At 33.6% G+C, this 22,930-nt stretch carries 23 protein-coding genes; 14 read left to right on the top strand and 9 right to left on the bottom strand.

What is annotated here, in order from left to right:
- Positions 1 to 3: 3 nt before the first annotated feature.
- On the bottom strand, positions 4 to 972 hold the full coding sequence (gene fabD, locus BWZ41_RS03590; RefSeq protein ID WP_143689421.1) for an ACP S-malonyltransferase: 969 nt from the start codon (positions 970 to 972) through the stop codon (positions 4 to 6).
- Between the two features lie 126 nt (positions 973 to 1,098).
- On the opposite strand from fabD, the gene rpmE reads away from it, so the two are divergent.
- From rpmE to BWZ41_RS03545, 9 genes are all read left to right on the top strand, one after another.
- Complete coding sequence (gene rpmE, locus BWZ41_RS03585) at positions 1,099 to 1,311, top strand: 50S ribosomal protein L31 (protein WP_006013575.1); 213 nt, start codon at positions 1,099 to 1,101, stop codon at positions 1,309 to 1,311.
- Between the two features lie 21 nt (positions 1,312 to 1,332).
- Positions 1,333 to 2,118: an NAD kinase gene (locus BWZ41_RS03580; RefSeq protein WP_006013579.1), complete on the top strand. Its 786-nt coding sequence runs from the start codon at positions 1,333 to 1,335 to the stop codon at positions 2,116 to 2,118.
- Between the two features lie 83 nt (positions 2,119 to 2,201).
- The gene (locus tag BWZ41_RS03575; RefSeq protein WP_143689420.1) at positions 2,202 to 3,680 is read left to right on the top strand and encodes a hypothetical protein; all 1,479 of its coding nucleotides are present in this window, start codon (positions 2,202 to 2,204) and stop codon (positions 3,678 to 3,680) included.
- Positions 3,681 to 3,769: 89 nt separating this feature from the next.
- Positions 3,770 to 4,786: an extracellular solute-binding protein gene (locus BWZ41_RS03570; protein ID WP_143689419.1), complete on the top strand. Its 1,017-nt coding sequence runs from the start codon at positions 3,770 to 3,772 to the stop codon at positions 4,784 to 4,786.
- 80 nt (positions 4,787 to 4,866) lie between these two features.
- Complete coding sequence (locus BWZ41_RS03565) at positions 4,867 to 5,751, top strand: aspartate carbamoyltransferase catalytic subunit (protein ID WP_143689418.1); 885 nt, start codon at positions 4,867 to 4,869, stop codon at positions 5,749 to 5,751.
- Between the two features lie 684 nt (positions 5,752 to 6,435).
- Positions 6,436 to 7,476, top strand: a complete 1,041-nt coding sequence (locus BWZ41_RS03560) for an ankyrin repeat domain-containing protein (protein ID WP_143689417.1) — start codon at positions 6,436 to 6,438, stop codon at positions 7,474 to 7,476.
- Positions 7,460 to 9,226 (top strand): pentapeptide repeat-containing protein, encoded by a 1,767-nt coding sequence (locus BWZ41_RS03555; RefSeq protein ID WP_143689416.1) that lies wholly within the window; start codon positions 7,460 to 7,462, stop codon positions 9,224 to 9,226. The genes BWZ41_RS03560 and BWZ41_RS03555 overlap by 17 nt, the downstream gene beginning before the upstream one ends.
- 35 nt (positions 9,227 to 9,261) lie before the next feature.
- Positions 9,262 to 9,870 carry a guanylate kinase gene (gene gmk / locus BWZ41_RS03550; RefSeq protein WP_143689415.1) on the top strand — a complete coding sequence of 203 codons (609 nt, stop codon included), beginning with the start codon at positions 9,262 to 9,264 and terminating at the stop codon, positions 9,868 to 9,870.
- A 250-nt stretch (positions 9,871 to 10,120) separates the two neighbouring features.
- Positions 10,121 to 12,217 (top strand): ankyrin repeat domain-containing protein, encoded by a 2,097-nt coding sequence (locus BWZ41_RS03545; protein ID WP_143689414.1) that lies wholly within the window; start codon positions 10,121 to 10,123, stop codon positions 12,215 to 12,217.
- Here BWZ41_RS03545 and sdhA read toward each other — a convergent pair.
- Positions 12,189 to 13,988: a succinate dehydrogenase flavoprotein subunit gene (gene sdhA / locus BWZ41_RS03540; protein WP_143689709.1), complete on the bottom strand. Its 1,800-nt coding sequence runs from the start codon at positions 13,986 to 13,988 to the stop codon at positions 12,189 to 12,191. The two genes, BWZ41_RS03545 and sdhA, sit on opposite strands and share 29 nt — an antisense overlap.
- A gap of 208 nt (positions 13,989 to 14,196) precedes the next feature.
- Complete coding sequence (locus tag BWZ41_RS03535; RefSeq protein WP_143689413.1) at positions 14,197 to 14,607, bottom strand: zinc-ribbon domain-containing protein; 411 nt, start codon at positions 14,605 to 14,607, stop codon at positions 14,197 to 14,199.
- Between the two features lie 38 nt (positions 14,608 to 14,645).
- Between BWZ41_RS03535 and dapD the strand changes: the two genes are divergently transcribed.
- Positions 14,646 to 15,488 (top strand): 2,3,4,5-tetrahydropyridine-2,6-dicarboxylate N-succinyltransferase, encoded by an 843-nt coding sequence (dapD, locus tag BWZ41_RS03530; protein ID WP_143689412.1) that lies wholly within the window; start codon positions 14,646 to 14,648, stop codon positions 15,486 to 15,488.
- Here dapD and BWZ41_RS03525 read toward each other — a convergent pair whose 3' ends face one another.
- Positions 15,489 to 15,770 carry a DUF2610 domain-containing protein gene (locus tag BWZ41_RS03525; protein ID WP_143689411.1) on the bottom strand — a complete coding sequence of 94 codons (282 nt, stop codon included), beginning with the start codon at positions 15,768 to 15,770 and terminating at the stop codon, positions 15,489 to 15,491.
- Positions 15,771 to 16,142: a hypothetical protein gene (locus tag BWZ41_RS03520; RefSeq protein WP_143689410.1), complete on the bottom strand. Its 372-nt coding sequence runs from the start codon at positions 16,140 to 16,142 to the stop codon at positions 15,771 to 15,773.
- Between the two features lie 95 nt (positions 16,143 to 16,237).
- On the opposite strand from BWZ41_RS03520, the gene BWZ41_RS03515 reads away from it, so the two are divergent.
- Positions 16,238 to 17,251, top strand: coding sequence for a class I SAM-dependent methyltransferase (locus tag BWZ41_RS03515; protein ID WP_143689409.1), 1,014 nt, complete (start codon positions 16,238 to 16,240; stop codon positions 17,249 to 17,251).
- Positions 17,252 to 17,434: 183 nt separating this feature from the next.
- Here BWZ41_RS03515 and BWZ41_RS03510 read toward each other — a convergent pair whose 3' ends face one another.
- Positions 17,435 to 17,965 (bottom strand): hypothetical protein, encoded by a 531-nt coding sequence (locus tag BWZ41_RS03510; protein WP_143689408.1) that lies wholly within the window; start codon positions 17,963 to 17,965, stop codon positions 17,435 to 17,437.
- 134 nt (positions 17,966 to 18,099) lie between these two features.
- On the opposite strand from BWZ41_RS03510, the gene BWZ41_RS03505 reads away from it, so the two are divergent.
- Both BWZ41_RS03505 and BWZ41_RS03500 read left to right on the top strand, forming a co-directional pair.
- Complete coding sequence (locus BWZ41_RS03505; RefSeq protein ID WP_143689407.1) at positions 18,100 to 18,708, top strand: superoxide dismutase; 609 nt, start codon at positions 18,100 to 18,102, stop codon at positions 18,706 to 18,708.
- 1 nt (position 18,709) lies between these two features.
- Positions 18,710 to 19,984: a M16 family metallopeptidase gene (locus BWZ41_RS03500; protein WP_143689406.1), complete on the top strand. Its 1,275-nt coding sequence runs from the start codon at positions 18,710 to 18,712 to the stop codon at positions 19,982 to 19,984.
- On the opposite strand, the gene BWZ41_RS03495 is transcribed toward BWZ41_RS03500, so the two are convergent.
- The 3 genes from BWZ41_RS03495 to nuoE form a co-directional block, all read right to left on the bottom strand.
- Positions 19,981 to 20,298 carry a WD_0736 family protein gene (locus BWZ41_RS03495; RefSeq protein ID WP_143689405.1) on the bottom strand — a complete coding sequence of 106 codons (318 nt, stop codon included), beginning with the start codon at positions 20,296 to 20,298 and terminating at the stop codon, positions 19,981 to 19,983. The two genes, BWZ41_RS03500 and BWZ41_RS03495, sit on opposite strands and share 4 nt — an antisense overlap.
- Positions 20,299 to 20,401: 103 nt before the next feature.
- Positions 20,402 to 21,616 carry a tRNA guanosine(34) transglycosylase Tgt gene (gene tgt / locus BWZ41_RS03490; RefSeq protein WP_143689404.1) on the bottom strand — a complete coding sequence of 405 codons (1,215 nt, stop codon included), beginning with the start codon at positions 21,614 to 21,616 and terminating at the stop codon, positions 20,402 to 20,404.
- Positions 21,617 to 22,117 carry an NADH-quinone oxidoreductase subunit NuoE gene (gene nuoE / locus BWZ41_RS03485; protein ID WP_143689403.1) on the bottom strand — a complete coding sequence of 167 codons (501 nt, stop codon included), beginning with the start codon at positions 22,115 to 22,117 and terminating at the stop codon, positions 21,617 to 21,619.
- A 255-nt stretch (positions 22,118 to 22,372) separates the two neighbouring features.
- On the opposite strand from nuoE, the gene BWZ41_RS07920 reads away from it, so the two are divergent.
- Complete coding sequence (locus BWZ41_RS07920) at positions 22,373 to 22,927, top strand: hypothetical protein (protein WP_241653891.1); 555 nt, start codon at positions 22,373 to 22,375, stop codon at positions 22,925 to 22,927.
- The last annotated feature ends 3 nt before the right edge of the window (positions 22,928 to 22,930 follow it).

Below are 22,930 nucleotides of genomic sequence, written 5' to 3'. Positions count from 1 at the left end.
ATGTTAGTTATAAGCTTTTATTTTAAAATTTTTTGCTGTCAACATTAATGATTCATTAAAGAAGCCATCAATATCATCAATACTACCTATGCTTTTTGTATTGATAGATTGGTCAATTCTTTTAACTAAATTGGATAGAACTTTATTAGGCCCAATTTCAACGAATTTATTAGTGCCACGGCTTGTCATATGTAAAATCATTTCTCTCCACCTCACTCTGCTTATGACTTGCTTAGCGAGCAAAGCTCTTATGATCTCTGGATCACTTTCTTTCTTAGCTGTAACGTTTGATACAAAAGGAATCGAAGGGCGAGTTATGTTGATGCTTTTTAAAAATTCCAGAAGTTTTTCATCAGCAGGTTTCATAAAAGATGAGTGAAAAGGCCCACTAACTTGCAATTTAATTATTTTCTTTACACTTGAGTTTTTAAACAATTCAGGTAACATTTCAAGGGCTTCTGAAGTACCACTCACCACTACCTGTCCACCACCATTATCGTTTGCAATTTCACAATCAATTTGAGCTGATTTTAATATACCTTCTACTTCGCTTATTTCTGCTCCAAGTAGCGCAATCATTCCACCTTTACATTTCAGTGAAGCTTCATGCATTGCTTCGCTACGAACTTTTAACAATTTGACTGTAGACTCAAGCGTCAATGCCCCTGCAGCACATAGCGCTGTATACTCGCCAACTGAATGCCCACAAACATACTGAACTCTGTAAAGATATTCACCAAATACGTACTTCATAACACGTAGCGTTGCAATTGACACTGCCATTATAGCTGGCTGAGCGTTTTCCGTGATGGTTAATTTCTCAATAGGACCATTGAAAATCAAATGAGACAGCTTTCTACCTAATACGTCATCTACTTCATCAAATACTTGCCTTGCAACTGAAAATTCATCATATAAGTTCTTTCCCATTCCTATAAATTGAGAGCCCTGACCAGGAAAAGCAAAGATCATAATAAATTATTTATTTTTCATTAGGTATACTACTTTATTTATTTTTTTGTCAATATTTCACAATAATGATTGACCAAATGAACCAGATTCACTAAAATCTTAGCTGGTAAGAAATTTGTAAGAACAATGGCAGAAATCGATTATCACAAAGTTACTATAGTTATGACAGATGGTCAAGAGTTTGAAACTTATTCCACTTATGGAAAGGAAGGTCAAAGAATAAAACTTGATAGAGATCCTCTTACTCATCCTGCATGGACTGGAAGCTTGACAAGCGGTTCAGGGGAGAAGGATAGTAAAATAGCTAAGTTTAATGATAAATACGGGAGTCTTTTTTAGTTCCTCCCCTCTTTATTTAACATGTATAAATATAAAAATGTAGGCTATATTGCTTCTTCGCTAACCAAGTCTCAGGAAGTATCTAAACTACTACAGAAGCTCAATTTTATCAATATAGCAGAAGCAGGTAAGCATGAAGTTGATCTGCTGATAGTTGTTGGTGGCGATGGTTTTATGCTACGCACCCTACACAACTACGTCATAGGGAATAAAGATATACATGTGTATGGAATAAATACCGGTAATGTCGGGTTTTTAATGAATAAATGTTTTAAAGATCTAATTGATCATATAGAACATGCAGTTCCTACTCAGCTAACTTTACTAAAAATGGAAGCCACAGACATAAGTGGCAAAAAACACCATTACATCGCAGTAAATGAAGTGTATGTCTTTAGAAATGCAAATCAAATAGTGGAGATGAATATTACCATTAATGATAAGCTAAAAGTAGAAAAATTCAGAGGAGATGGAATTATATTGTCTACCCCAACAGGTAGCACTGCATATAACTTCTCTGCCGGTGGGCCAATCTTACCACTTAATTCAAATTTACTTGCACTGACTTCCATTAATAGCTACTACCCAAGGCGTTGGAATGGAGCGCTAATCTCAAATGATACAATAGTGCAAATTGATATCAATGATGTGAAAAATCGTCCAGCACTTGTAGTATCAGATTACAAGGAATTTCACGACATATCGCAGGTAAAAATACAGAAAGATCACGAAAATACAGTCACTCTACTTTTTGACAAAGATTGCCCTTTGAATGAAAGGATCTTTGATCAGCAGTTCTTATACTAATATTTATTCTTAAATTAGTATTCACTATATCTTAATAACTATAGCGTAATCAACATAACATTGTAATTAATTTTGGAGCGAATATGCCTGGATCAGAAAATAAAGATAACGTCACACTGGTTTCTCATACAACGGTGAGTGAAAATAGTGGAGCAACTCCACCAACACCAACTCCCAGAACAAGTACTCCAAAACAAGATGGCAAAAACACAGATCCATTTGAAGAAGCTGCCTCAAATAAGCCATCATCTATTCTACCAGCTAATCAAGCTTCACAACTTGATGAAATAGCACCTACTCTTCCACCAAGAAATTCAGATTCACAACTTAATATACCACAAAGCCCAAATAGATTAGAAGAATCTTCTTATGCAGAGTTGAATTTACCTACTTCAAACGGATCAGCTGACAGTAGACCAGAAGAACCTGCTTATGCAGTTATAAATAAAAGTAAAAAAACTCCAGAAGATAGTTCTAAAGCTGATAATGAAACAAATAGTCAACATCCAACTCTAAGCAGATCACCTTCTCAAGAAACAGTATTTGATCAACCATGGGATAGGGATGAAAGTGAAAAAAATCTTCTTGAAAAGTTCAGTCAGCATAGCGATACACCTTCAACTTCTCCGCCATCATACACGAGCAGAAGTAGTTCTCAAGAATCTTCACCTACAAACAGCAAATCTAAACTGCAAAAAAACAGATTCTGGCCCAAAGCGCAGTACGCCATGCAGCAGAAAGGCGTTGTAATTTTTGGTGCGGCCGCTATCGTGCTTAGCACATCTACAGCTTTAGTATATTTACAAGATAAAGCAAAATTTATTACGTTCTTTACAAACAGTCCACTCTATACCGTCGTACCAATTATTGCAGTTGCTTCATTGCTTGTAATTAGTCCAATATTTTTTGCAACAAAACAATTTATAAATACTAAAGAATATCAAGCTCAAGGAAAAAATGCAGATGAAGTTTTAGACAATGTTTTTAGACACCAGCCAGAAGGTAAAGTTATAAAGTCTGTAAGGCTGGAATATAGCAATGGCACTCATTCAAATTTTGTCCTTAATGCTTGGAAATCTAAAAAAGGCTTCGTCAATATTGACGAAAAAGTAATTAGTAAAACTAACAAAATGGAGTCTTTAATTAATAATAGGCCACTATTTACTACATTATTAACTGCCGTAGTTGCTGCAAATATATCGCTCCCTTTATTGCTGTATATGGAAGGTGGTGTTAATAATATACAAAAATTTTACCAGAATCCTTTGATCAATAACATAAGATTATTACCACTTACAGGCTTAGTTATAGTTGCATTATTAGCTGTGTGTGTTGGCGTGCATTACTATAGAAAAACAAATTGCACTAATCTTGTATATTCTGAAGAAACGATTGATCCTAAAAATGTTAATGGGAAATTCATTGAGGAAATAAAACGAGAAAGAACAAATGTTCTTGGAGAAAATCATAGTAAAGACGCTAAACGCAGCAGTTTAACGCTTGAGCAGGTTGTAGTTCAATCTCACAATTGTAAGGATGCTATCTATAGTATAAGTGAATGAAATAAATCTCCTACAATGTCCATTGATTGGAATTTTTATACTTGCTAAGGCCTCGCTATTTGAGTACCTTAAGCTAAAGGGGTTTGTTTATGAAAAAAGGTTTAATATTTATATCTTTAGTAGCGGCTGTATTGATAGTCGTTAATTTTTTATATAAAAATAGCGGAATTGATGATTCACAAGTAGTAAACGTTTATTCATCACGTAAAGAAGAATTAGTACATAGTTTGTTTGATGATTTTACAAAAACCACTGGCATCAAGGTACGTTATATCATTGACGATTATTCCCAATTGCTTTCACGTATGGAAAATGGCGGTGAAGCTGATTTGTTTTTAACTGCAGATGCAGTGAATTTGATTTTAGCCAAAAAAAGAGGGCTCTTATCCCAAGTGGATTCAGAGACTTTAAAAAATGCCATACCTGCAAAATTTAGAGATAATGAAGATTATTGGTTTGGTCTCACAAAAAGAGCTAGAATATTGGTTTACAATAAAGAATCAGTAGATCCTAAGGAATTAAGTACCTATGAAGATTTAGCGAATGAAAAATGGAAAGGGAAAATATTAGTACGCTCTTCCACAAGTCCATATAACCGATCATTGATCGCTTTTATGATTGCAAAAAATGGTTTTGAAAAAACAAAAGAATGGGTGAGTGGAATTGTAAGCAACATGGCAAGAAAACCAAGCGGTGGTGACACAGATCAAATTTATGCTGTAGCCGCTGGTGAAGGCAATGTTGCAATAGTAAACAGCTACTACTTTGCAAGAATCCTTTCATCAGAAAATAAAAAGAATATCACAGACAAGTTAGGAGCTTTTTTTCCTAATGATGGTGTAATGGTGAATATTAGTGGTGCAGCAGTAACAAAAAACGCAAAACACAGAGAAAATGCTATAGCTTTATTGGAGTTTTTTGTAAGCAGGCAGGCTCAAGAATTATATGCTAAAAAGAATCAAGAATATCCTATTGTTGAAGGTATTGAAATTTCTGATGTGTTAAAATCTTGGGGAAATTACCTACAAAGTACTCTGCCTATAAGTGAGCTTGAGAAGCATCTCTTTGAGGCTGTTATGATAGCAGATGAATGTAAGTGGAAATAAAATTTTATAGCTTCCTTCTACTTTACTTTACAGTTGTGTAATTGAAATTAAGAAAGTAGAATAAGCTCAAAAAAGGAGCTATGGACAAGAGAAGGAATTTATTAAATATCTCAGACCTCACAATCGGTGATGTAGAAAATATAACTAAATTAGCCAACCAATACCTTGAAGAAAAAGTTGAAAATAGTCATGTTCTGAAAAATAAAATAGTCATAAACCTATTCTTTGAAGATTCAACACGTACGCTCGCATCTTTTGAAATAGCAGCAAAAAGCCTTGGAGCAAATGTTATAACTTTACCAATAAAATCTTCTTCTATTAACAAAGGGGAAGATCTAAAAGATATGATAAAAACACTAAATGCAATGAATCCTGACTATATGATAATCAGGCATAAAAGTAGTGGTATTATTAATACATTGGCAAAGCATGTTAACTGCTCGTTAATCAACGCAGGCGATGGAAGCAGCGAACATCCAACTCAAGCTCTTGCAGATTATCTCGTAATTATCAGTCATAAAAAACAAATAAAAAACCTCAAAATTGTAATATGTGGAGATATTTTGCACAGTAGAGTTGCAAGATCAAATATAAGATTGCTAAAAATGTTTGGAGCAAAAATAAGCTTAGTTGCTCCACCAACCTTAATTTGTAAGCATTTTCCTGAAGTAGATTCACTGCATTATTCATTAACCGAAGGTATAAAGGATGCTGACGTCATTATGCTTTTAAGATTGCAGAAAGAGCGCATGAATAATAGCCCTTCAGAAAAAGAATATTTTCATTTGTATGGACTTGATGCACAAAAACTATCGCACGCAAAACCAGATGCAATTGTTATGCACCCAGGACCAATAAATAGAGGAATTGAGATTAGCAATGATATAGCAGATTGTGTTATTTTACAGCAAGTAAAGTTTGGATTAGCAACGCGTAAGGCAGTACTGCACTATTTAATTGTTTAACTTTAATTAATTTTAAGGAATTTTAGACATAATGATCCTCCTATAAAAACGATTTAGAAAAATATAACACACCTCATGACAGAAATTAAGTATGAACTGAAGTAGACCGTGCTATATTTTTTTATTGAGAGATTAATTGAAAAGTCTGCAGACTTGAACAAGGTGAATTTCAAGCTCTAAAATACCCTCATTGTTATTAATAATAATCAAATTACTAAATGTGTCAAGCAATTTTTCACTCTATACCATAATTATGAACATTTATTTGCAAAAAATACTATAAACATAAAATGATAGATGTCATAAAAGTATCCAGCACTAGCATCTAGTTAAATTTGCGAATATAAAAGTTATGCTAAAATATAACGTTTCTAATGATGATGGAAAATGGATCCCAGTATCAAGTACTGGGATGACAAGAGAAATGGAATAACATTATGAAGGTGTCATTCCAGCGCGTGACGCTGGAATCCAGAAAAAAACAGTGTCAGCTATTCCAATGACAATTTAAGGTAAAACCTAAATAAATGGGAAAAACTTTGATATTCAGTCTTTGCAAAATTCTACTCGTATAGAAAAGGTAATACAAATGTTTTTTATAAATAAAACCTTAAGGCATTTTTTACTGTAGATTAATCATTTGATTATAGTATCATTCTAATTAATCCTATGCCTGTAATATTTATGAAGAATACTTTATATTTCATACTATTAGTTGCTATATTTTTATCATCTAACCTGTTTGCTATAGAGCAACCTGAAGAAAATAAAAATGAAAATAGCATAAATCAAGAAGACAAATCGAAGAGCAACACTGATGCTGAAAGCGCTGATAAAGAGAATGACTCACTTACAGGCAAGCTAGAAGAAAGCACAGACCAAAACTCAATAAATGTAGCTAATAAAGAAGTACCTTCTATAAGCGAGCTAAAAGAAAGCACAACCCAAAATGAAGAAGTACCTTCAAATAATGAAATAAACCTACAATCTAAAGAGGAGACTAATATGAAAGATACTGAACTTTCAACAAGTCCTTTATTAGAGGAAAAGAAAGAAGAATCTGAGGAGAAAAAAATCAGTAGTAATAATCAAATAAATTTACAGCCCGAAGAGGAGGTTAGAATAAAAGACACCGAACTTTCAACAAGTCCTTTATTAGAGGAAAAGAAAGAAGAACAGCCTGACAAGATAAATAAAGAAGATGAAAAATGGACAAAGCTGAACAAAGAAATAACAAAAAAATGGGACTATAAAAGCAAGTCAATATATAAACGACAATATGATAGCCTAAATGAGCACCTTCCTAAAACTATATTTACTGATGATTACAGTAAGCAATTTTTTTACTGCATCAAGAAGGGCAACTTAATTTGTCTAAGAGGAGTAATAAATAAGCTAGAAAAAATTGGATTAACAATTCAAGAAATACTAAGATTTAGAAATAAATTGGGTGATACTCCTCTAATTTATGCAGTGAAACAAGGTCAAATAGACACAGTTCGCTTTCTCTTATTACAAGGTGCTGATCCTAGAGTAGTTGATAATAATTTTAAGTCCCCTATTGAAATAGCAATCGAAAGGAATCAGATCAACATAATAAACGCAATTGCCGAAATGATGCCATACCTTTTAGAGGATAAAGAAATAAACAATCAAGAAAACTCAGAGATGTATAACTTTGCTATAAAAACAAAAGAAAACACGTGTGATGCAAAAAATAATTAGACTTTTAATATTAATTTTAGTTGGTCATTTATGCTATGGAGATGATGCAATCAATGATTTTTTAAGCGCTCTGCATGATGTAAAATACGTATCTTACAATACAAAAGATTTTGCTAAATTTTTAGTACAGTGCAACAAAGCAGGCATACCACAAGATTTTAAGAAAGGTTTTGGTACTAATTTAAATGGTGCTAATTTTAGTCAATTGTATTTAAGCAAATCTATTTTTGATGGAGTAAGTTTAATTGGTGCCGATTTTTCTAACACCGATTTATCAGATGTGTCTTTTATCGATGTTGATTTACGTGGTGCCAATTTTTCCAATGCTAATTTACATGGCGTTAAAATAAAAGGCACAAATTTAAGTTTTTCAAAATTTGCTTCTACAAATCTAACAGATATCATATTTGATCAATCTAATATCAGTTATGCTGATTTTGTCAATTCTAATCTCAACAAAGTAAGTATGCGTAATATAATTGGTTTGCATACCAAATTCTTGAATGTAAAAATGAATTTCTCCAATTTATCAAACTCAAGTGCCAGCTACATCAATTTTAGTGATAGTGAAATAAACGACACTGTTATGCAGAAGAATAATTTCGACAATGCAAGTTTCTTTGGAGTGGATGCACACAAGCTCAAGATACAATTCTCTTCACTAAAAAACGCTAATATATACGGTGCTAAAATAAAAAAATTGGATTTTACAGGTAGCAATCTTTCGAACGCCTATTTTAATGCTTCTATTATAGTTGATAGTAACTTTGAAAAAGCCAATTTAAGCAATTCACAAATTTCCTATGTGAAAGGGGATAATTCAAACTTCATTAAATCTATACTAAATGGTTCCAAGATAAAACATGCATATGTTTTCGAATCAGACCTTCAGGATGCTGATTTATCTAATATTGATTTTAGTTTTAGTGAATTGCATAAAGTTAATACCTATAACGCTAACATTTGTCATGGAAAGTTTCATAATACTAAAGTTGTGAATTCTGACATGAATGGTTCGTTCTTTGACCATTCATTGTTTACCTCTGCAAAAATAGAAGATTCAGATCTTTCGACAACTTCAATGTATAAGACAAAAATTAAAGACTCTCAAATTTATAATAGTACTCTTTCCCACCATAATATGGATTTGAGTGAGATAGAAAATTCAATATTCTTCAAATTATTAGCTGATAATTCGAGCTGTTCTAAGTCAAAAGTCACTAATTCACACTTTATTGAAAGTGATTTCAAATCCTCCGTGTTTTATGATAATGCCTTTAGAAAGACTAGTTTTTTTCTTAGCAATTTGAGTAATTCAAAAGTGAGTGATGTCTCTTTCCTCTCTTCAAGCATATATAAAAGTTCAATTGCTGATATTCATTTAACAGATTGCAAATTTGATAATTCAATTTTGATTGACAATCAAGGACAGACAAAAATTACAAATCTAGAGAATGCCATAACTTCAATTAAAGATCTGCAAGAGAAAATATCGCAGGGCAAAAAATTTGATGTAAATTATTCTTACTTTGAGTTTAAGGATATGAATTTAGAAAATGCTAATTTTTCTAATTCAATATTAAGTAGAGCAAAGTTTGTAAACGTTAATTTGAATAAGGCAAATCTTGAAAAAGCCGATTTACGTTATACTGTCTTTGATAATTCCTCTCTTATTGATGCCAATTTATCAAATTCTAATTTAGAGGGCTCTAGTCTTTTAAACTTTGATTCAAAAAATACAAAGTCTTAAAAAAGCTCTATAATGTACTTGTTAAATAAAGAAAAATGACCGTAAAAAATGAGGGCATACTACTGATTCTATCCTCTCCTTCTGGAGCTGGAAAAACTACTATATCAGAAAAATTACTTGAGCAATCAACTGATTTAGTTATGTCTGTTTCTATGACTACACGCAAACCTCGTCCCGGTGAAGTAAACGGAAAAGACTATTTTTTCGTTACTGAAGAAAAGTTTCACGAACTATGTAAGGCTGGTCAAATGCTTGAATATGCCAAAGTTTTTGAGAATTTTTACGGTATACCAAAAGATTTTATAGAACAAAACCTGAGTAGTGGAATAAGTGTTTTACTGAATATAGATTGGCAAGGAGCATTTCATTTGTTTGAAATCTTAAGAGAAAAAGTTGTAAGTGTTTTTATACTACCTCCCTCAATGGAAGAGCTTAGACTGCGTCTACAAAGGCGTAATAGTGATGATGAAATTGAAATAGAGCGAAGATTATCCGAAGCCCAAAAAGAGATAAGTAAAAGTAATAAATATGATTACGTCATAGTTAATGATGATCTTGATAAAAGCGTAGAAGAGATAAAATCAATACTAAATAAAGAAAGGATTAAAAAATTAGAAGAAAAACAAAGCCCGAAAGATCTATAAAAATATTTGTTTATCTCTTTTAGCAGCATTCATGCTTCACAGTTTAGCCACATTTATTATTTTTTAAGATAAGATAGTTAAAATAGTAGACAAGTGCTAAAGTGGGGATTTAATTATGACAACAGATTTTCTAATAGAAACTAGCTTTCCACCTATATTTCGATAACATCTAGCTCAATTTAAAAGTCCAATTCAATAGGCTGTTAGTTGAAGCGCTAACGCCAAATAGCTTTAATATTGAGGTTTTTATATGGTTATAGATTCAAGTGTATTAGTTAGTAATGCAAATAAACTAGACAAATGTATAAACAAAAATGAAAAACCAGAGCAAGATAAAAAAGACAAGCAATTGTATAATATTATAGAGAGAAAGGTAAAAAAAGAAAAGCACAAACACCTAAACCCAGAAGTTGGGAAAGACGGGACTCTCAGAGAATGCAAGAGGTGGTTCAAAAAAGGGGCTAGTCCTGAGGTATTAACTGAGGTATTAATTAAATTAAAAAAATCGCCAGAATATTATGAGTATTATACTCAACACTTCCTTCCAGCATTGAAAGAAGAAATCAAACAGTCAAAAAAACTAGAGAAAATAAAGAAAGAGAAGATAGAACAAGTAATTTCAGAAATTACTGATAATAGCAAATATTGTTCTAATAGTATTACCCACAACCAAAATGATCGTAGGAATAGTGAAGCAGAAAGTGGCTACGGTAGCGATGTTGAAGATGATCATAAAGTAGAAATAAGCAACGAAATAACAAATAACAATACTCTATTACTAAAAGCGATCAAAAATGGAAATAACAGGAAATTTAGAAAATACCTAAAAGATTGCACAAATGTCAGTGGCATAACAGATGAAAAAGGAAATAATATTTTACACCTTATTGCATCGCTCAAAAAGAAACAAAAGCTTAAGTTTCTAGATACCTTGATAAAAATAGCTAACGAGAAAAATTTAGTACAACTTGTTGATAGTGAAAATCAAGAAGGAAAGACTCCTTTTCAGGTAGCAATAATTAACAAGATAATAAAAGGGAAACATGATTCTCACACAATCCAAGATAACGATAACACACTTAAGTTTCTTGCAAAATTGTTAAAGTATGGAGCCAGCTCTGACAATTTAGGATTATCTACAAAAGAATTACAATACTTAAAAGAAGAGCAAAAGACATACTATTGTGATTTCCTAGAAAAATTAGCAAAGTCAGTAAAGAAACCTGAGTTAAAATCAGAAATAAGAACAAAAATTAAAGAAATTATACCACATACCATAAATACTCCAGATAGTAATGATAATTATCAATTACATTTAGCAATTAAAAATAAAGATGAGAAATCCTTTAAGGAGTTATTGCAAAAAGGAGCAGATATTAGCCTGAAAGATACAGATGGTAATAATGCTTTACACCATATTGCCTTGCTGAGAGGGAAGCAAAAAGTTACATGCTTGAAATTAATATCAGCCTTAGTAAAAGAAAGAAAAATATCTGAAGATAAATTAGATGAAGCTATAAAAGCAACTAACAGGCAAGGCAATACACCTCTAGAATTAGCACTAAAGAAAAAAGCAGAAAAAAAAAGTATCGAATACCTATCGCAAGAAACAATTTTTGATTTAGCAACTAATTATGATAATACAACAAAGTTTTGTGCAGCATTATTACAAAACGGTGCTAACCCTGATTCTTTATGGTTAGAAGATCCAGAACTCCATACTAAAAAGTACTATTTAACTTTACGAGATCTAAAAGATTGTTCAAGCACTCCACAGAAAGCACAGGAGAAAGCTAAAGAACTAAAAGAGAAGTTTGAGGAAAAATACCACTGTAGAACTGCTTCGAAAAAATGTCAATCAGGCATTAAAAAGCTAGGTTCTGGTGTAAAAAAAGGAGCATCTGCTGTATGGAAATGCATTGATCCGGGCAGGAGAGCTAGTGTATTGTTAGCAATCACAGTAGCAACTACTATTATTACAATGGTAACACTTTCTTGCTTCCAAGGACAAATTGCAATTGGAGCAGCGTTACCCATCATAGCTATAACAGGAGTGGTCTGTCTGATATTCACTTTGGGACTTAGCGACATTAGGAAGTCTATTAAGGAATTAACCAACGATAAGCAAAGCCGTAAAGATGATCACCTAGCTGCAAAACAACCTAAAAATATTACTGAACAACAAAATTTAGCTAACAACTCAGCAGAGCAAGAAGTACAAAGATCGTCAAATCAATCGGAGCATAAAGAAAGCCCAGCTACTCAAATGAGCTATGTATCAATACTACGTCAATTTATAAATAAACCAGATGGGTTAACTAATAAATTCTCTTTTCCGGGGCGATGAAATCAATCTCATCGCTCAGAGTTTTTTCAGCAACTTTTTTATAGTCAATTTCTACACTAACTTGGCTTTTCTCTTCTTTAAGCCATGCTATAGTATGCTTCATCCAGTTTTTATCATCACGTTCAGGGAAATCTTCACGAGCATGAGCACCCCTGCTTTCCTCGCGATTAGCTGCGCATTCCATGGTAATAACTGCTTGTGGAATCATATTGGCAAGCTCCAGTGCTTCAACCAAATCACTATTCCATATCATACTGCGATCTTCAACTGCAATGTTAGGCATCATTTTTGCTACTTCTTTCATAGCTTTTTTACCTTCCTCTAAAACTTCAGCAACACGGAATACCGATGCATATTTCTGCATAGTGTGCTGCATTTCACTTCGTATTTTTGCTACTTTGAACTCTCCAGAAGCAAATCGCATTTTATTAAATCTATCTACTATCAAGTCTGTGCAGTCTGAATGCAATTTTTTATGTGGTGTATCAGGTTTCAATTTTTCTTTTGCTCTCAGCGCTGCAGCTCTACCAAAAACCACAAGATCAAGAAGTGAGTTGGAACCAAGTCGATTTGCACCATGCACAGAAACACATGCTGCTTCTCCTATTGCAAATAATCCTTCTACCACTTCTTCTTTACCTTTTTGCAACGTGATCACTTCCCCATGATAGTTGGTTGGAATACCTCCCATGTTATAGTGAACAGTTGGAATAACAGGTATCGGATCTTTAGTAACATCAACTCCTGCAAAGGTCTTTGCTGTTTCACTAATACCTGGCAATCTGAGCTTTATTACTTCCGGATCAAGATGAGCTATATTCAAGTACATGTGATCTTTCTTTGGCCCAACTCCCCTTCCCTCTCTAATTTCAATTGTCATTGCTCGACTTACTACATCACGAGAAGCCAAATCTTTTGCCTTTGGCGCATAACGTTCCATAAACTTCTCACCCTGAGAATTAACGAGGTACCCACCTTCACCGCGGCATCCTTCCGTCATCAAGCACCCTGAGCCATATATTCCTGTTGGATGAAATTGCACAAATTCCATATCTTCAAGTGGCAACCCAGCTCTCACCACCATGCCATTACCATCACCTGTGCAGGTGTGTGCACTTGTTGCAGAAAAATAAACACGTCCATAACCACCTGTTGCTATTACCACAGAATGTGCACGAAATCTATGCAACGTACCATCACACAGCGACCAAGCTATCACCCCACAGCATGTCCCTTTGTCCATAATCAAATCGATTACAAAATATTCGACAAAAAATTCAGCGTTAAATTTAAGACATTGCTGATATAGAGTATGAAGAATTGCATGCCCAGTTTTATCTGCTGCTGCACAAGTACGCTGAGCCGATTTTCCTTTACCAAAGTGAGTTGTCATTCCACCAAAGGCACGCTGATATATTTTTCCATCTTCCGTACGAGAAAAGGGTACACCAAAATTTTCAAGTTCAATCACAGCTTTGGCAGCATTTTTACACATATACTCTATTGCATCTTGATCGCCAAGCCAGTCTGAACCTTTTATTGTATCATATGCATGCCAGCGCCAGTCATCTTCAGCAATATTACTCAAAGCTGCACTAATTCCTCCTTGCGCTGCAACTGTATGACTTCGTGTAGGGAAAATTTTAGAAATGCAGGCAACTGAAAAATTAGTTGCAGCCATTCCAAGTGTTGCTCTAAGCCCTGCTCCACCTGCACCTACTATCACCACATCATACTCATGCTCTATGATTTCATACGCTGACTTATCCATATCCACTTATTTTATCATCACAGGCTTATAATATCACAGAAGTAGAAAAAATCTATACAAGTTTTCTGGATGTAAGCTTCTGAAACAAACCTATAGTAAACGATGTAATAACAATCATAGGGCGTCATGAAAGTAGCTGAAATTGGAATGACACTATCATAAAGTAATAAGTGTAGTTACTTGCATAACATTGATAACTTATGCCTATTTAACTAGATCTAAAATTAGATAGAAAAAGGTAATCTTGATAAAACTCATTTACAACAAGTTCTCTCGCATTTGAATTTTCTGTTTGCACTTTTTTGTATCCTAACTTATAGCTTATTGAATCTTTATATGAACTAACTGCTTTATATATCTTACTTACCTCTCCTGGAAAGATACCACCAACAATTATAACGCACAATCCTGCAACTGTTGCAAAAGCTAGAGCTAGATTTTGCCTCCAGCTAGCTTTTTTCTCTTGCATGTTAGCAGGACACAATTCGCTTGAAATTTCTTTTAGATACTCATGCCACATGTGATTGCAGTTTGTACATTTCACTTTTCTTCCAGATTCACCTATTTGCTCACGAGATACTAAGTAAGTTTTAGTACAATTATGACATTGTATTTTCATAGTGCTTACGTATAAAATAATATAAATTTGATATCAATATGTATATAATAAATGAAAAATTTGCAACTAAAAAATTACAAGATGAGATAGAAAATATTTGGAAAGATAAAGAAAAACTTAACGATTGTAATCTAAAAAAAGCAGCAAGATTAATAATCAAAGAGGTAATTGAGTTACTTGATAATGGTAAAATTAGAGTAGCAGAAAAGTCATCAAGTGGAGAGTGGATAGTACATAAATGGATCAAGCAGGCAATATTATTACATTTTCTCACTGCAGAAAGTAAAATAATAGACAACACCAATTGCTGGTTTGACAAAATCGGTAGTAAGTTTAGTGAATGGAATGAGGAGAAATTTTACCAGTCAAAAATTAGAGCAGTTCCTGGATGTTTTGTCCGCCAATCTGCTTACATAGGTAAAAATGTTATTTTAATGCCAAGCTTTATCAACGTTGGTGCATATATTGATTCTGGTACAATGATAGACACTTGGTCAACAGTTGGTAGTTGTGCACAGATAGGAAAAAATTGCCATATCTCCGGTGGAGTGGGAATAGGCGGAGTTCTTGAGCCTGTTCAAGCTTCTCCGGTTATTATAGAGGATAATTGCTTCATTGGAGCACGCAGTGAGGTAGCCGAAGGTGTTATAATAAGAGAAGGATCAGTCCTTGGCATGGGGGTGTTTATTGGAGGATCAACAAAAATTATTGATAGAGAAACGAAAGAAGTATTCTACGGTGAAGTGCCACCTTATTCTGTAGTTGTACCAGGATCTACTTCATCTAAAGATAATATCTCAACCTATTGCGCAATTATAGTAAAAAAAGTGGACGAGAAAACGAGATCAAAAACCTCTATAAATGAAATATTGAGAATCTAACTACTTACCGTCACTTTTTTTATCATTGTTGCTAACTATAGTGATAGCATATGCACATAATTCTGAAAAAGAAATGCCATTTTCTTGAGATAACTTGTGTAATTTTTGCAGACTTTCTTTGACTTTGTTAGGTATATTTCCTCCACGCTCCTTTGCAAGCCAGTAATCTTGATGGTGAATTGGATGAGTATCACCCTTTGGATCTCCTATGTATATTGCAAAAGGCGAATTTTGTCCTTTAAAATCACACTGTACAGTAAATTTTTTTATGGATGCAGTCATTTAAAAACCTCTACTTTTCTTTTTAATCGATTTTATAGCAGGTGGAAGAGATGGTTTTTTGATCAAATCTTGCCTATTGAGCATACTTTCTTTGCCTTTTAAAGTTCGAAGAACATCGGCTCTGCTTAGCTGTGATTCTTTCGCCATCCTCATTCCATGCTTTACCATAATATTAGCATATGCTAGCACTTTTTTTACTAATTCTAGGTCACCATTTAACATTCGAACTAGCACTTGAAATATTTCTGCTAAAGTTAACCCGTCAGCACCTATAACCTTATTTTCTACAAAATTTATAGCTTCTTCAAATTTATATTCAACACCATCATCTTGAGGTATAAGGGTAACATAATCTGTATCTTGACTATTCATAATTGAAGCACTATCGCCTTTAAACTTATATCATATATATAAATACTCCACTATTTTATAGTATGGCACGCTATAGTTAAACATTTATTAATAATATGCTTACTTATATACACGAATTAATTGATAAAAGCCAAGGATCAATATCCATCAGTAATTTTATGAATGCTGCTCTATATCATAAAGAGTATGGCTATTACATGAATAAATTACCACTTGGCAAAGATGGTGACTTCATTACTGCACCTGAAATTAGTCAGCTATTTGGTGAAACAATTGCAGTGTGGATAATGAATACATGGGAAAAATTAGGAAAGCCATCAAAATTTTCTCTAGTTGAACTTGGACCAGGTAAAGGAACACTCATTCATGATGTAATAAGAGTCACCAAAAAATATAGCTGTTTTTTTAGCTCAATGGACATTCATCTAATTGAGATAAGCCCTATTTTACAGAAAATACAAAAGGAAAAATTAAAGGGATTAGATATTAACTGGCACGAAGACATCAATAATTTACCAAAGCAGCCAACTATTTTTTTTGCAAATGAGTTATTTGACGCCCTTCCGATTGACCAGTTCGTTTATCTTGATGGACAGTGGTATGAAAACAGAGTGACAAAGCAGGATAATGGCAGTCTTTCGTTGTTACTTCAGTGCTCAGTGCCAATTACTGGAAAAGGAAAACTTTTCAATGGTGCAGTAGTGGAAGTATGCCTAGCCGGAACCGAAATATTAAAGAAACTTGAGAATAAGATAGTCAATAACGGGGGAGCTGCCCTGATTATAGATTATGGTTATGTATATCCTTCATACAAGAGCACTTTACAATCAATAAGACAGCATAAGTATAATAATTTTCTTGAAAATGTCGGTAATAGTGACATCACTGCACTTGTGAACTTTCAAGCACTAAAAGATTCATTAAAACATGTAGACTGCGAGACTTTAACTCAAAGAGAATTTTTATATTTATTTGGTATAAAGGAAAGAGCACAAGCTTTAATGGAAAATGCAAGTAATGAACAGAAGAATAGGATCTCCAGTGAATTTTTAAGGTTAACTGAAAATATGGGTACTCTCTTTAAGGTAATGCTGATTCATCATTTGTAGTCTTGTATGGTTCTTATGTTAAACATATAAATACTAAAAAATTAAAGGTTTTTGATGACAAAAAGACCGGATGCCAGTGTCAGCTACTTGCATGACATCCTCTTGCTTCTATAGGTGTCTTTATCTCGTCTACTTTATTTTGCCACACAGATACAATGGTTTCACGTGCACTTGGTAGGCTATCTATTTTGACAAAGAAGGACTACCAACACCTTCAGCGTTTGCATCACTAAACTTACTTGCTACTTTATCAATAGTCCAAACGAGTGGCGTAACAACGAGCGCAGCAGCCCAAATAACAGCACTAACAACATAACTCAAAACTGTGTTAACAAACTGAGCTAATGCACTACTATGGACATGTGCCTTACCTGACAACATGGATGAATAATCTATCAACGATTTTGTACTGTACTTAAGATCACAACCATCTGTTACTTTCGCTAACCCTTTTGCCGGCCAATATGATAGATACGCCAATGCTAGATATAAAGGTTGTAGGGCTATATTAGCTAATGTATAAGTAGTAAGATAAGTCAGAGAATGACACCTCAAACTACCAAAAGCTACATTTTTCACTGGCTCAATAACACTATTAATATAATAAACGGACTTATAGAAACTATTTTGTGGAACTTCGTTACCTTCAACGCTTTTTCTAGGAATATCTCCGAACTTAGCATATCTACTAAAATTCTTGAATAAACTTGACATATTACCCCTCTAAAAATAAAAAATAATTACCTTGTCAGTATAGTTCATTTTAGAATAACTGCAATAAACATCTTACAAATTATGTGTTGCGCAAAAGCACATATTAACATACCATCGGAAATAAAGAGGTCAGCATGAGTTTTACTTTACCTGAGTTGCCATATGATAAAGCAGCTTTAGAACCTTACATATCTGCAAATACATTGAATTTTCATTATGATAAGCACCATAAGGGATATTTAAATAAACTCAACGAACTGGTTGAAAACACAGATTATCAACATATGGAAATTGAGGAATTAGTAACGAAAGTTCATGGAAATAATAATACACTTCCTATTTTTAACAATGTAGCACAAGTTTGGAATCACACTTTTTATTGGAATTCAATGAAAAAAAATGGTGGTGGTAAACCTAAAGATGATGGTCTTCTAGCAAAAAAAATTCAAGATGATATTGGTGGCTTTGACAAATTTTGTGAAGAATTTTCAAATTATGGAGTAAGCCAATTTGGTAGTGGATGGGTGTGGTTAGTGCTTGAAAAAGGAAAACTCAAAATCACTAAAACTCCAAATGCGGATCTACCGCTAATTTATGGCCAGGTGCCACTACTTACTATGGATGTATGGGAGCATGCATACTATTTGGATTGCCAAAATCGCAGAATTGACTACATAAAAGTTTTTCTTGATCATTTGATCAATTGGGATTTTGTAGAAGAGAATTTAAAGAAGAATATATAAGATGAATATACCACAAGTAACAAAACTAGATAATGGTCTGCGCATAATAACTGGGAGAGTGCATGAAGTTGATTCCGTAGCTTTAAATATACGAGTTGGTGTTGGCAGTAGAGCTGAAAGTGCAAGTCAAAATGGAATATCTCATTTCCTAGAGCACATGGCTTTCAAAGGAACAAAGACAAGAACTGCTTTTGAAATTGCAAAAGCTTTTGACGACATAGGTGGAGCTTTCAATGCCTGCACCGGTAGGGAAAGCACCAGTTACTATGCAAAAGTTCTTAAAAGAGATATTGAAACTGGCATTGATATATTAATAGATATATTGATGAATTCTATATTTCCAGAAGATGAATTGGAGCGTGAAAAAGGTGTTGTAATACAAGAGATTTTTCAAACCAATGATTCACCTAGTGATATCATTTTCGATAAATATTTTGAAGTAGCTTATAAAGATCAACCATTTGGTAGATCAATCTTGGGCACGCAAGATACTGTCAAATCTTTTACTAGAGCGGATCTAGATAACTACATAAATGAGCATTACTTTGGTGAGAACATTATATTTGCTGTTGCAGGAAATGTTGAACATGAGGAAGTTGTTCAATTAATCAAAGACTTTCTCTCAAATATTCATTCAAGAGAGCTGAAAAAAAGCCAGAATGCAAGTTATATCGGTGGCGAATATCTAGAGCATCGTAAATTAGATCAGGTGCACTTGTTAATTGGGCTACCTAGTGTTTCTCGTGATGATAATAGATATCACACATTTAAAGTTCTTGATTCCATACTGGGAAGCGGAATGTCATCACGCCTATTTCAGGAAGTAAGAGAAAAGCAGGGTCTTGCTTACTCTATTTACTCATTCAACTCCAGCTATGCTGATACAGGAATGCTCTCCATTTTTGCCGGTACAGATAGTAGTAATCTAGATAAGCTTTTAAAATCCATAACGACAGAGCTAAAGAAATTGTCCACAGACAATCTGAAGGAAGAAGAAGTAAATAGAGTAAAAGAGCGAGTAAAATCCCAAATTTTAATGTCACGCGAAAGTGTTAGCTCACGCGCTGAAACATTAGGACACTATTACGGCAACTATAATAAATACATCAGTAAAAACGAATTAATAGAAAAAACTAGCATGGTTAATATTGCTGATATAAAAAGGGCAGCAGAAGAATTGCTATCTCAGCATGAAAAAATTACTTTAGCTGCGATTGGAGAAATTAAGTCATTGCCAAGTTACGATAAAGTGGTTTCTATGCTTAGTGTACTTTAGTTATGTTGCTTATGCTCACTAAAAAGTTCAATGAATGGTTGCAAAATCCTTTCTATAAAAAGTTTGCTTTCTGGTTCATCGCGTATACCACTAATCATTTTATTGAAAGTTTTTTCGCTGTTTTGTAAAAATAAATAGCTTTCTACTGATTGCACAATAGACAAGGCAGTTAAAATTCCTCCTATCACTAAACAAGAAGCTATAGCAGGTACAGTACCCACTGCAATTCCAGTTGCGACTAATGATAAACCAGCTAAGAGTGTAAAGGCTGAAACGCAAAACGCTATTTGATGTTTTTCTTTATTTTTAACCATAAATGCCTCACAAAATTATATTTCTAGTATACCCGTATATATACGGTACTGTCAAGTTTTTAAAGAAGATTAAAAAATGCAACGCACATGTGCAAAATATGAACTAGGTATATAATTCACAACGCAGCGGTATTTCACTAATCCAATTATTTTTTTCCTGATCTAACCTATCATTCAATATCGCTTGTCTTATTGATTCCATCAACTCATTCATGAAGAAAACATTGTGAATGGTAACAAGTGTGTAAGCCAGCAATTCCTTCGCTTTTAGTAAATGGTGTATATAAGCTCTTGAATGTTTCCTGCAGGTAAAGCACAAACAGTCATTTTCAATTGGGTTATCATCTAGTTCGAATCGTTGATTTCGCAAATTAATATGCTCTTTACACTTTGAAGAAATAGAATCTCTGTTTTTTACTTTAACAAGTGCGCCACCATGTCTTGCGAGGCGAGTTGGATGCACGCAATCAAATGTATCAACTCCAAGCTCTACTCCATGAAAAATGTCTACAATTCCACCAATACCAAGCAAATGAGTAGGCCTCTCTTTTTTTAAACGTTCCATAGTAAAGGAAACTACGTCATACATCTGCTCTTTACTCTGACCAAGCGATCCACCTATTGCTTGACCAAAAAATGGTAAATCATTAATAAAGTCACAACTTTCTCTACGTAAATCTTGATACACTCCGCCTTGGCTAATTCCATACAGCGCCTGTTTGCCATCATTATTTTTTTCAAACTCATTTAAAGAACGTTCAGCCCATCTATGGCTCATGAGCATTGATTTTCTTGTGTATTCTTTACTGACATGGAATGGAGTACATTCATCTAAAACTAGGATTAAATCTGCACCTAATTTTTGTTGAATTTGTATAGACTTTTCAGGAGTTAGACAATAAGTTTTACCATTTATGTAAGAACGAAAAATTGCCCCATCTTCATTAATTTTGATCAGAGTTTTTTGTTTCTGTCTTATTCCCTTTATTTCTTCTGAAACTGACCCGTGTCCTAAACTAAATATCTGATATCCACCAGAATCAGTTAGCATTGGTCCATTCCATCCCATCATCTTGTGCAAGCCACCAAGTTTTGCTACGGTATCTTCCCCTGGTTGGAGCATTAGATGATAGGTGTTAGAAAGTATTATCTGAGTACCGGCTTCTCTGATTCTTTCGATATCTGCAGCTTTAATAGCAGCTTTGGTTGCACAAAATATAAATGCTGGTGTTTCTATACTTCCATTTGGAGTTTTAATTGTACCAACTCTTGCAGAACCTGATTGTTTAGCTATCTGAAATGCAAATTTCTCTTTCATCTATTTACTTGAAAGTTCTGCTATGATATTTTCCACTTTTTCAGGAGTGAGATTTTCATAAAAGTCATTATTGATCTGCACCACAGGGGCATTAACGCATGCACCAAGACATTCAACTTCCTTTAAAGTAAATAGATTATCTTTAGTAGTTTCACCGATATTGATTCCTAGTTTCTTTTTAAAGGTATTTAACACTTCTTCACTATTGCACAACCAGCAAGGAGTTGTTCTACAAATTTGTATGAGATATTTACCTACTGGTTTTAAATTATACATGGTGTAAAAATTTGCCACTTCATATACACGAATATGTGGAATATGAAGCATGTCAGCAACGTAACGCATAGCAGATTCAGGAACCCATCTGCATTGTTCTTGAACCAGGTATAGTAAAGGCATGACGGCACTACCTTCTCTACCTTTAGGATACATCTCTATAGACTTTTTCGCTTTTCTGAGGTTGTCTGATGTAAAACTAAACTGTTCTTCTTTCTCTTTCATCTAATAAAGTTCGTGTAAATCTCAACAAATTATACTTGAAGAGTTAACAATTGCAATTGTTGGTTTTTTGAGCTCTACAATATTATATCTGTAGAGTGGGTGCACTCAATTTGTGAATTCTTTACTGCTACTCATTTTCCATATTTCGCTTTGCAGATTATAAAGGTATTAACTTCTTAATTTTAGTTAAAATTTTATTGACGTTACATATAGAAATAATCATAATAGCGTTTTATTAAAATTTTAAATATAATTATGTCTATATTAAGTAGATTATTTAGAGTTAATACAACTATACTGAAAGTTAAAGAAGCGATAGGTTTTAATCCAAAAAACGTAGGGTTGATTGAAGGAAATGGAGTTACTTATGGACTCAGCTATCAAGATAACGGCAATGGAAGCAGTAAAGTAAAATTACTTATTAGTTCATTATATCAATCAAAAACATATGAATATGGTACAAATATCAGCGTAGCAAATGAATTTAAAGATCAATTATCTCTCACGTTAATAGAAGATTCAGCTGAAGTAGACAAAGTTGGAGTTATCTTTCCTGAAGAAGAAACTAACGAAGAAGGAAAAAAATACATAAAAAGTTTAATGTTTAACACTTATAAAATTCAACATTCAACTAATGCACCCTCAGTTGAGCATTCAGGAAAAGTAAAATTACAAAAAAACATTAATAACCACAATGATGCAAATAAAGGCAATAGTTACTTTCAACCAAAAGCAGTAAAAGTTGGTAATGGTAATGTTGTTGTAATTGCTCATAACTTAAAGGATCAAGCTTTAGTTTCTTGGTATTGACAA

The organism is Wolbachia endosymbiont of Nilaparvata lugens (assembly GCF_007115045.1).
GTDB lineage: Bacteria > Pseudomonadota > Alphaproteobacteria > Rickettsiales > Anaplasmataceae > Wolbachia.
This window is presented reverse-complemented; position numbering and strand designations above follow the sequence as displayed.